The sequence below is a fragment of the Desulfobulbaceae bacterium genome (assembly GCA_013792005.1).
In the GTDB taxonomy this organism is placed as follows: domain Bacteria; phylum Desulfobacterota; class Desulfobulbia; order Desulfobulbales; family VMSU01; genus VMSU01.
The window spans coordinates 1-10,998 of the sequence record VMSU01000055.1 but is presented as its reverse complement, the minus strand read 5'-3'; the positions used below and the strand labels follow the sequence as shown (position 1 = coordinate 10,998).

At 51.7% G+C, this 10,998-nt stretch carries 7 protein-coding genes; 5 read left to right on the top strand and 2 right to left on the bottom strand.

Annotation, left to right across the window (positions count from 1 at the left end; all coding sequences use genetic code 11):
• Nucleotides 1-240: 240 nt before the first annotated feature.
• A complete protein-coding gene (locus FP815_03215; GenBank protein MBA3013946.1) occupies nucleotides 241-3,117 on the bottom strand; it encodes a DUF115 domain-containing protein in 2,877 nt (958 codons plus the stop codon).
• A 296-nt stretch (nucleotides 3,118-3,413) separates the two neighbouring features.
• Between FP815_03215 and FP815_03210 the strand changes: the two genes are divergently transcribed.
• The 5 genes from FP815_03210 to hisF all read left to right on the top strand — a co-directional run bounded on the left by FP815_03210 (nucleotide 3,414) and on the right by hisF (nucleotide 9,459).
• Nucleotides 3,414-5,630, top strand: a complete 2,217-nt coding sequence (locus FP815_03210) for a tetratricopeptide repeat protein (GenBank protein MBA3013945.1) — start codon at nucleotides 3,414-3,416, stop codon at nucleotides 5,628-5,630.
• Nucleotides 5,631-5,710: 80 nt separating this feature from the next.
• On the top strand, nucleotides 5,711-6,907 hold the full coding sequence (locus FP815_03205; protein ID MBA3013944.1) for a tetratricopeptide repeat protein: 1,197 nt from the start codon (nucleotides 5,711-5,713) through the stop codon (nucleotides 6,905-6,907).
• Nucleotides 6,908-6,944: 37 nt separating this feature from the next.
• Nucleotides 6,945-8,096, top strand: a complete 1,152-nt coding sequence (locus tag FP815_03200) for an N-acetyl sugar amidotransferase (protein ID MBA3013943.1) — start codon at nucleotides 6,945-6,947, stop codon at nucleotides 8,094-8,096.
• Nucleotides 8,093-8,710 carry an imidazole glycerol phosphate synthase subunit HisH gene (gene hisH / locus FP815_03195; protein ID MBA3013942.1) on the top strand — a complete coding sequence of 206 codons (618 nt, stop codon included), beginning with the start codon at nucleotides 8,093-8,095 and terminating at the stop codon, nucleotides 8,708-8,710. Before FP815_03200 ends, hisH begins: the two co-directional genes overlap by 4 nt.
• Nucleotides 8,704-9,459, top strand: a complete 756-nt coding sequence (gene hisF / locus FP815_03190; protein MBA3013941.1) for an imidazole glycerol phosphate synthase subunit HisF — start codon at nucleotides 8,704-8,706, stop codon at nucleotides 9,457-9,459. The genes hisH and hisF overlap by 7 nt, the downstream gene beginning before the upstream one ends.
• Nucleotides 9,460-9,528: 69 nt before the next feature.
• Here the strand turns inward: hisF and FP815_03185 are convergent, their stop codons facing one another.
• The gene (locus tag FP815_03185) at nucleotides 9,529-10,716 is read right to left on the bottom strand and encodes a hypothetical protein (GenBank protein MBA3013940.1); all 1,188 of its coding nucleotides are present in this window, start codon (nucleotides 10,714-10,716) and stop codon (nucleotides 9,529-9,531) included.
• Nucleotides 10,717-10,998: the final 282 nt, after the last annotated feature.

Sequence of the window (10,998 nt, the reverse complement as noted above, 5' to 3'; positions counted from 1 at the left end):
TCGGCGGAGATTGGCAGAGCTTGAATGTTTTTATTTTTTTGTGAGAGAAAAAGGGAGGGGCGGGTGGGTGAGGAGTATAACTGGGTAGGCATAGTGAGGAGGATGATGATGGAGAAGTTTGAGAGTCCTGGTAATCGGAAAAGTTCAGCGATCTGAATCCGGTGGAAAATACGTTATGTCTTAGCTCTGACAGGCTTCTTGGGCATAAAAAAAGGCAGGAGTGAGGATGAGGTTTTTTGCTTATTTTTTGGCGTTGGCTAGGCCGACAAGCGAGGCATTGTGGGTCGGTTCTTTGGCTAGGGCGGCTTCATAGGCGGCGATGGCGGCTGAAGGTTGGTGCAGGTTCAGGTAGCAGTCACCCATTTTTCGGAGGACATCGATGTGGTCAGGCAGGGCTATGAAGCATCGTTCGAAAGCCATGATCGCGCCATTGAAGTCTCCGCTCCGTGCCAAGTTTTCACCGATTTCCTCCCATAGGTCTGCCGTCGATCGGTCTATGGATACTGCTTTTTGCAGGTGGGAGATCCCTTCGTTGAATCGGCCCAGGGCGAGGAGTTGCCGGGCGGCCATGGCTTGCCACTGGGCCTTGTTTTGATCCAGGGACAAGGCTGTTTCGATCATGTCGAGGGCTGCCTGGTGGTCGTTGCGCGCAGCTGCGTATTTTGCCCGGTGATAGTGGATAGCGGGCAGACGATGGGCGATGACCTGCCACCCCTGAAGGATCAATTCTCCGGTTTGCCACTTTTCTGCTTTCAGCCACTCCTCCAAACAGGTGGCGTGTTTTTTCCAGAGAGCGGTCAGGGCGGGCAGTTGCTGCCCTTCAGCCATGAGAGCATCGGCCCGTCCCAGCCATATCGGCAGGAGATGGGGAAAGTTGTCGCCCCCTTCATTGGCGTTTGCGTACCTATCTGCTGCGCCGAGCCACTCATCAGCATAGCGTTGACGGAGGGCTGTGACCCGGGAAGCAAGTTCCGGTTTCAACTCTATGGCGGTGGCCCAGTGTTGATTGGCCATCGGGATGTTGAGTGTCCCGGCCATTATTTCTCCGGCAAGCAGCATGGCTTCGGCATCAGAGGAGTGAGCGGCAAGGAGGGATGGGAGGAGTCGCCGGGCAGTCATAAGATCGCCGGTGTGAACGTAGAGACGAATAAGAGTTAGGTCTCGTTCTCTTCCCGGAGGCTTGCGTTCAAGCAGGGTTGTTTCTTGATGCAGATGGGTGATGAGGTGGAAAAGGGTTTGACGATACGTTGCAGTTGACTCGTTCCGACATTGGTTAACCGAGTCGATACGGTCGAGTTCTACTGACAACCAATTTAAATACCCTTCCTGTTCACGGATTTTTTGATTCTTTTGTTGCCAACGGTCATTTTCTGAGAGGATTTCGAAATTTAGCTCCAGGAGTTGAATCCAAAAAGGCTCTTGTTGGTCAAGGCTTCGGTTAAGTGCGTCGAAGTTACTCAGTTGGCGTGCCAGAGTTTGAGGAAGGGAGTCAAAGGATGGGATGCTCCGGCTCTGTTTAAGCAGATCGGCAACGTGCCCTTTTGCCTGGTGGGCTAGACCGATTGTTTTTGCGAGGGTCTTGCGGAGGACGTCGATGTGCTTAATAGAACTGCGGCAGCGTCTAATAAAGGAGGCAACTGGGACGGCAGGGGTGGTGTCGATAGCTTTATCGACCAAGGATGTGACAGTGAACATTTCTTGCTGCATATAGTGGTGTATTGCTTTGTCCAGAAGTATTGCCGGGGCGCCATCGATCACAACCCCGGCGGCTGAAGCGTTCAGGTAATGGCGTGGTGTCGAGGCGATGATGTCTTCAAAGTGTTTCTTCAGCGAGAGAAGTTGCCGGTCAGTGGGCACTGTGCCGCCGTTAATAGCCGGGGCATGGAAGATCTCCCGATCCTGAGGAAGATCCTGGCGCATGATGATCGTGCCGCTGGCGTGATCGCCACACAAGGTGGTAAAGCCCAAGTCCTGACCCACGAACAGGATGGGATCGGCTCCTAAGATCAAAGCCAAGCCCAAGGAGAGGTGGGCAACGGAGGAGCATGAGGGGGCTAGGGTCTTGATGTTAAGCGTTTCGACAATCCAGTCATGGGGGCGATCTTCACTGAAGGCCAGGAAGAGATGTCGAGCTGGAAATCGTTTGGGGACCAAGGGCGTGGCCTTGATCATGGTAACCAGTGAAAAGGGCCATTCCTGGTTGAGAAATGGTGTCAGTTTCTCGAAGTTGAGGTCGAGGAAGTCGATGGACGTCACGAAGTCTGGGGTGATTCCAGCCTTGAGCAGAGGAGCGAGAGCTGAATCGGCAGCGATTAATACGCATTTCCCTTGGCAAGCCTTGAGGTCCGGTAGGCTCTGGTCGAGGGAGGGGCCAGCCGCCACCAGCACTGCTGGTCGCTTCTCGCAGAGACCTTTGAGTAGATCCAGGTTGTGGCTGTGTCGCAACAAGGCGAGATTTTCATATCGGTTGTGAAAAAACATGCGGCCGCATTTTCGGGTAGTGCCACCGCCAGCGTTTAACTGATTGAGCAGCATATAGGCACGGTCGTTCAAGGCGCCATAAAGAGCGTTGTTCCATGTGAAGCTTGGGGCGTGGCGGAGGATGTGGGTATCTTCAAGGGCCGCGATGCGGGCAACGGATTCTTCAAACATGGTCATGTCTACTTCGCCGAGGAAAAATTCCACCTTGTCAGAGGAGATGAGCGGTCGGAGGTCCAGTGCGCGTAGTGCGGCACAGAAGAGGTCGAGGGAGGGCTCAAGGAGGACGATACGTGGAATTGAGGGCCGTTGATTCAGGAGGAGGAGAGGACCATAGCCAAGCCCGATACCGACAAAAACTACCAGTCCATGTGAATCTGGAGGTACAATTTCCAGGTGAGCTTCTGCATCTTGCCACGGGGTGTCGCAGTGGTAGGCGGTGTGGCTTGATGGTTGATCCATTTCATAGATCAGATTGGTGAAGCCGGATGAGGTAATTATTAAACGACCGACCGGGATTGGATGATGTCGATGAATTTGTTCGTAAATCGCAGGGCGCAGCTGGGCCAGGGCGTCGATATTTGATTGCCACCAATCAGTCAATAGAGTCATGCCACAAGTTCTCCTAAAGGGGATCATCTAATTCATCATAGCGGATGTGCCATTGTATACTTCTTTATGTACCATGTCCTCCTGATCGTTCAATAAGAAATCGATCAAGCTCAGCTGGTTAGGGTGTGATGATAGCTTTGTTTATGGCGGTGCATTCTCGCAAGAGAGGATGCTGGTTTGGCTGGCGCCAGTGTGTATCCTACTTTTTTTCAAGTTTTGGCTCGTTTCTGCCGAACTAGAGATACATGTTACGTGAATGCTGCGATGTGTGATTATGTGTTAATATATTGGAGCACTGACTAAGAACCAGGACTGTAATTTTTATGTATTCTGATTTTTCACAGCAGAGGCACTTGTCTTCAGTTCCTCCTTTAATTATCTCGGAGATCGATGAAGCCCACCGTCTTTTCAATGCCGGAGCCATCGGCGAGGCCGAGGCGCTTTGTGTGCATCGTCTTGCTCGTGTCCCTGCCGACGGTAAAAGTATGGCGCTTCTTGGCTTGATTCGGCACCAGCAGGGCGATAATGAAGCAGCGCTCCGCCTTTTACATGCGGCTGTGGCAGCGATTGCTGATGATTCCCTTTATCGTTGTAACCTAGGTGTCGTTCTGCTGGCGGTTGGTCGGTATAGTGAGGCAGAGGCGGCCTTGGTTCAGGCTGTGCTGTTGGATCCTGGGTTTGCCGAGGCTCATTTTAATCTTGGTAATATTCTGGCGATGCGAGGCGAATTGTCCCAGGCCGCTGATCACTTTCGGGAGGCGGCCCGGTTGTTGCCCACTTATTATGATGCTTGGGTCAATCTAGCCCTTGTTCTTGAAAAGACAGGAAGGGGAGAAGAGGCAATTCAGTCTTTTTGTCAGGCGTTAGCCATTGAGGAAGATCCGGCTATTCGTTTTCAATTGGCGAATTCTCTTTTTAATGCCGGAGATCGTGTTCAGGCCCTTGACCAGTATCGCAGAGTGGCTTCAATGTGTCCTAGGGATGCGGAAGTTCATTTCAATATGGCGATTACCCTGCAGAAACTCGCAAGGTATACCGAGGCAGAGTTGGCCTATCGCCAGGCGCTTGTTCTAACCCCCTACAATAGTGAGGTTTTTTTCGGACTGGCCATAGTGATTCAATCTCAGGGCCGTTTCGACGAGGCGATTGCCTTTTATGGTCATTGCTTGGACATCAAACCGGATTTTATCCTGGCGCACTACAATATGGGAATTGCATTGAGCGAAACCGGTCGTTATGCAGAGGCGATTACTCGCTTCATGCATGCCTTGGCTTTAGATCCGGAGAACATTAAGGTGATCAACAACCTTGGCCTAGTCTATCATGCTGTCGGCGACTTTGATGCGGCGATTGCCACTTACCGACAAGCCATAGCTATTCAACAGGATTTCGCAGATGCCTACTCTAATCTGGGTAACTCCTATTTTGATCTTGGGGACTATCCTGAGGCCTTTAAGGCATATCAACAGGCTGTGATATGTAATCCGGACTTTGACCGGGCGTATTATAATCTGGGATGTTACTGGCAGAAGCAGAATCAAATCGATACAGCACTTTCCATGTACCGGCGGGCAATAGCGTTGAACCAGGACATGGTTGAGGCTCATTGGAATCTAAGTCATTGCCTGTTAATACAGGGCGATTTCTTGGCGGGATTTAAGGAGTACGCATGGCGGTGGCGGCGCAAGGAAACACCTGTTGTTTTTTTACCCAAGCCGGAGTGGTGCGGAGAGTGGAGTCCAGAGGCATCTCTCCTTGTATATACCGAACAGGGCGTTGGTGATATCATTCAGTTTATTCGCTTTCTCCCACTGATTCGCCAGCGGGTGGGCAAGATTATCTTGGCCTGTGAGACTTCGCTTTGTGGGCTGTTACGATCTCTGTCAGGGGTGGAGATTATTGATCGGCAACAGGTGGCAGCCTCACTTGAATTATTTGATTATCAGGTACCACTGCTCAATCTGCCGGCGATCTTGGAGATCACCTTGAGTGATCTGCCAGCTGTTGTCCCATACCTCACTCCCGACTCGGAGGGGGTCAAGCACTATCAGGAGCTTTTTGATCAAGTTGGAGGCTCACGGAAGGTCGGTATTGTCTGGCAAGGGAATCCAAGTCATCGTAACGACCGAAACAGGTCCTGCCAATATGAAGATTTTTCCATGTTGCACGAGACGCCAGGCACGGTCTTTTTCAGTTTGCAGAAACAAGGGCAACAATCAGTGCTGACGGAAGGAGTCATTGATCTCGCGCCGCACCTAGCCACCTTTGCTGATACGGCGGCTATGATCTTTCACCTGGATCTGGTGATTACGGTCGATACCTCGGTGGCCCATCTTGCCGGGGCGATGGGTAAGCCGGTGTGGGTGCTGCTGCCTTTTGTTCCGGATTGGCGGTGGATGCTTTATCGGGAGGACAGCCCATGGTATCCGACTATGCGTCTGTTCAGGCAACAACGGCCAGGAGACTGGATCGGGCTCTTTGCTGAGGTGCGGCAGGCCCTGTCGGAGGCAAGTCATGACGATAGCCGCGGTTGTGTTTAGGCAGCATGTCTGTAATGATCCCGTCATCATCTGATTTAAGGGTGGCATTGCTCTATTGAAAGAAGACCAGGAGAGAAGAAATGAATGTTATCTCAAGTGATACGGATAAAGCGTTGGGACAAGCCTTTGAGTTGTTTAATAACAGCCAATTTGATGAGGCGGAAGGAGTGTATAAAGGTATCCTTGCCCATGATTCAGATAACCCCGATGCAATACATATGCTGGGTGTAATGTCTTGTCAAAAAGGCGAGAATGATCTGGCTGTTGAGAGGTTGATGCGGGCGGTTGCTGTCCATACGGCCCCTCCTCCGTATTATTTTTTTAATTTGGCGATCGCCTTGGATCTGCAAGGGGACGATGCTGGAGCGGTCGATCTTTTCAAGAAGGTTGTTGAGTTGCAACCAGCGTGGGCAAAAGCACAAATTCGTCTTGGTCAGTCGTTACAGAAGATTGGCGATCAGTCGGGGGCGATCGCACATTATTTGAAGGCGCAAGCGATTGATCCGGAGAATGTGATTCCTTGGTATTCATTAGGAAATCTCTGTGATGAGCAAGGCAGTGTTCAACAGGCTCTAGATTATTATCGTGCAGCGCTGGTGCGTCGATTTGATTCAGTTGATGCCTGTATGCTGTTGGGGAATGGTTTTAATCGGCATGGATGCAATGCCGAGGCCTTATCCTGTTACCGCCATGCCCTTACTTTTAACCAGAATTCTACGTTACCAAGTATTTTGCGTAAGGAGAGTAACGAGTGGTTGCGCTTGACATGCCGAGAATTGGGCGGCAAGGTGTTGAGCGTAGGTTCAGGAAAAGATTTAGACAAGGAAGGTGGATTGTACCGGGAGTACTTCAGTCAAGCTTCTTCTTACCAAAGACTCGACATGGAGAGATGGCATTTCCCGGACATCGTTGGTGACATTCAAGACCTTTCTGCCTGCATTACTGATGCGGCCTATGATGTAGTCTTTTCGGTTTGGGCATTGGAGCATGTTCCGGATGTTCCGGCAGCATTGGCAGAGATTTATAGGGTATTGGCTAATGACGGGTTGTTTGTTTTCGGTGTGCCGCTTAATCTGGCGTATCACTCTTTTCCGCACGACTATCATAGGTTTACCCGGAAGGGGATTGATGATTTGTTCGCCAATAAATTTCATATTTCTTTGGTCAAGGCGATAGGGCCTATGGAAGATTTTTGTCTTGATCCAAGGCTTAAGATTTACGGCGAATTGCCAGACACAGTGCCTTGTGGTTATGTTGGCATCGCTTACAAGATTTGACGGCGTATTCGCTGGATAAAAGATAAAGGAGTTTATCATGATCCGTTACTGTTCTTCGTGCGTTATGCCGGAAACCAAGCCTGATCTTGAGTTTGATGATTCTGGGGTGTGCAGCGCCTGTCGTTACTATGAGAAACGTGGTCATGTCGATTGGGTTGTTCGGCACACGGAACTCATTTCCGTTCTCGAACGCTATCGTAATCGTGATGGCAGTAACTACGATTGCATTGTGCCGGTGAGTGGCGGTAAGGATAGCCATTTTCAGGTGATCAAGATGCTGGAGTTGGGGATGAACCCACTCTGTGTCACTTCCACTACCTGTTCGCTCTCTGATATTGGGCGGCGAAATATCGATAACCTTAAATCATTAGGGGTCGATTATATCGAGGTGACGACTGATCGCCGGGTGCGGGGCAAAATTAACAAGTTTGCCCTGGCCAATATCGGTGACATCTCCTGGCCGGAGCATGTGACTATTTTTACGGTGCCGGTAAGGATGGCGGTACAGCTCAATATCCCGCTTATTATTTGGGGAGAGAACTCTCAGAATGAGTACGGCGGACCGGCAGCCGATGCAGACAACAACACTTTGAGCAGGAGTTGGTTGGAAGAGTTCGGCGGTCTTTTGGGACTCAGGGTGTCGGACCTTATCGGTACTGACGGGATTGAGCGGCGACATCTTATTCAATACACTTATCCAAGCGACGAGGATCTCAAGAGGGTTGGGGTAACAGGGCTCTTTCTTGGCTATTATCTGCCTTGGGACGGGTATCATAACTCAATTATTGCCCAGGGGCACGGCTTTGAGACGTGCCCTCAGTTTGTTGAGGGGTCTTTTGCCAACTACGAGAACTTGGATAATTACCAGACTGGAATTCATGACTATTTCAAGTTTCTGAAGTACGGCTTTGGCCGAGCTACTGATATTGCTTGCCTCCATATTCGCCGGGGTCGGATTTCGCGCCAGAATGCCATGCCTTTGGTCAAACGTCACGATGGCAAATTTCCCTGGCTCTATCTTGGCCGCCGCTTGGAAGAAATTCTGGAGGAGATCGATATGTCGTTGGACGAGTTTGTCAAGCTCTGCGATCGGTTCACCAACAAGAAGATTTTTGTCTGTGATGCCAAGGGCCGTCTGGAGAAGGACCGCTACGGGAATCTTACCAAGGTTAATGACGATAACCCATGAAGGAGATTGCAATCATTGACTATGGCCTGTGCAACCTTGATTCGGTTGGTCGGGCTGTCGAAAAGTGTGGCGGGACACCGGTGATCACTGACGATCCGGAGATGGTTACATCTGCCGATGGCATCATCTTGCCCGGTGTCGGCTCCTTCAACGATGCCATGCGCAATCTGACCGAGCGTGGCTTTGTGGCGCCTCTGAGGCAGCGAGTGCTGGGTGAGGTTGTTCCCTTTTTGGGAATTTGTCTTGGCATGCAGCTGATGGCCAGCCTGGGTCACGAGGGAGGGAAGATCGCAGGGCTCGATCTGATCCCCGGTGAGATCGTGCGTTTGATCCCTGATGCACCGGAGACCCGAATTCCCCACGTTGGCTGGAACGAGGTGGTGTGGGCAGCAGAGTGCTTACTGGCTGAAGGAATACCTACTGGCACTGACTTCTATTTTGTTCATAGCTTTCATTTTTGTTGTGATGAGCGTTACATTATGAGCCGGACCCCATACTGCGGTGGCATTGTGTCAACGGTGGGCCGTGATCGTTGTTTTGGTGTTCAGTTTCATCCGGAAAAAAGCCTGGCGATGGGACAATGGCTACTGCGGAACTTTATTGCCCTATGCTGAAGATCCGAATTATTCCTACTTTGCTGTATAAAAATTTTGGCCTGGTCAAGGGGGTGGGCTTTGACTCCTGGCGGAGGGTCGGCAGCGCTCTGCAAGCAATTATGGTTTATAGCCTGCGAGGAGTGGACGAGTTGCTCTTCCTCGATATTTCTGCCACCAGCGAGAGACGCCCGCCCGACTTCGAGATTGTCGATGATCTGGCCGACGAATGTTTCATGCCGCTGACCGTCGGTGGGGGGGTACGTTCAGTGGAAGATGTGCATCGTTTGCTGATGGTAGGGGCGGATAAGGTGGCTATTAACTCGGCCGCAGTTGAAACTCCGGGGCTGATCACTGCGGTGGCCAATCGATTTGGCGCTCAGTGCCTAGTGGTGTCTATTGATTTTAAGAAGAGGGCAGGCGGTTATGAGGTCTATACCCATGCCGGGAGCAAGCCCACAGGGATTGAGGTGGTGGATTTCTCAAGGAGGGTCGAGGCGTTGGGAGCTGGAGAGATTCTGTTGACCTCTATTGAGCGGGATGGGACTATGACCGGTTTCGAGCTGGAGTGTATCCGTCAGGTATGTGATGCGGTAACCATCCCGGTCATCGCCTCAGGTGGCGCCGGCAATGCCCGCCATCTGTTGGAGGCCGTTACCGAGGGTCATGCCGCAGCTGTGGCCGCGGCCAGTATCTTTCACTTTACTGAACAGACCCCGCAGGAGGTCAAACATTTTTTGTACGGACATGGAATCCCGGTCCGTCTCTAAAAGAGGAGTTTTATCCTCCCAGGGTAGAATTTCTCCCTATCAGTTAATTGTTGGAAATAAATCCTTAATTCAAGCATCAATAGCTGGACCAATTGAAAATTGGCTCAGTTCCCAACGGCCTTCCGGTACGGCAGTGCTCCCAACGATCAAGAGCCCGAAATAGTCATACCCCGCCTGGCCCTCTTTGCCCGCGAGAACTTCGCGCAAGGGTTGGTCGCCGCTGAGTCTCTGCCAGTGGCGTTCTTCATTTGCAAGGATATTGTACCAGGGGCACCTGTCGGTATTCTCAATTGCCGACCATAGCACCCAGCGGGTATTAGAGGCGGCGTGTTCAACAAAAAAAACCACCTTGCCGTTATGGGCATTGAATCCATCCAGGGTGTGACGGACCAGGACGATGGCATTATGCAGGTTTCTGCCCTTTGTGCTGTGTTCGGCGCGGACATAAGCGAGATAGGCAAAGGCAGGCTTTGTTTCCTGGAAGAGCAGAAAGTCATCCTTCAGATAAAGTCCTTTGGTAGCGCTTGGCGCAGGGAATTCGGGCCGTTGATTTGACGGATGATCAATTTCCACCTGTCGGCGGTGTTTCCGGCTTACCGTCATCCATGGAAATCTGGGTTCCGTGTGTCTGTTGTTGAAGGAAAACGGCCAGTGTGGGTCTACTGGGGTCGTGATTGTAAAATCGGCAAGCCCTAGCCGACCGGTAACCTTTTTAGAAAAACCGACAAATGAAAAGCCGTAGCTGAAGCAGGTGCGGAGGGTTTGGCCAAGGGGACTTGGGTGGCCCCGGTCTGCGCTGAAGCTTCGGTGCCAGAGCTCTTGGTTTGGAAGCAGAGGGATCTCTGTCGGTTCTCCCCAGCCATTGTGACAGATAGGGATAGGGTGATGGATATAGTGCCAGCGGGTAACTCTTGGTGTGTATGAGACGATCCAAAAATAGCATTTGGCGCCATGGAGTTGGAGGTTGTCGCCGCGAAGACGGCAGCTGATTTTGGCTCTGGAGAGATTAAGCGGTCCGTCAAAACACCAGTCTCGGTAATAGATGAGGGCCAAGATCGAGTGTGGCTGTTCCGGGGTGTCGATGGTCCACATCAGGTCGTTGACCCAGATGGATGGGCGGTTTTCGGGGCCGCCTGCTGGATCATATTGGACTGGGATATAGGTATGTCCACCATCTGTGTAATGGTAACTCTGCCATGCCGTTGGCGGGTGGCTTACATCAAGGAAGGAAGGGGAAATCAATGTTGATTCCAGCATCTGTTCTCCTAGCGGGCCATGTCCACTGTGGGGCCGACGGAGAATTGCTGGAGTTCCCAGCTGCCCGACGGTTCTTCCCGGCAACTAACGATCATCAGTCCCAGGTAGTCGTAGCGCGCCCCGCCCGTTTGTCCGCCCAGCAGTTCGGCCAGAGGCAGAGGGCCGGACAGCCTAAACCAGAGGCTTTCATCATTTGGCAGGATCTGATACCAGGGCTGGCTGGCCGTGGTTTCGATTGGTACCCGTAAGACCCAACGGGTTCCACTCGCGGCATGCTCAATG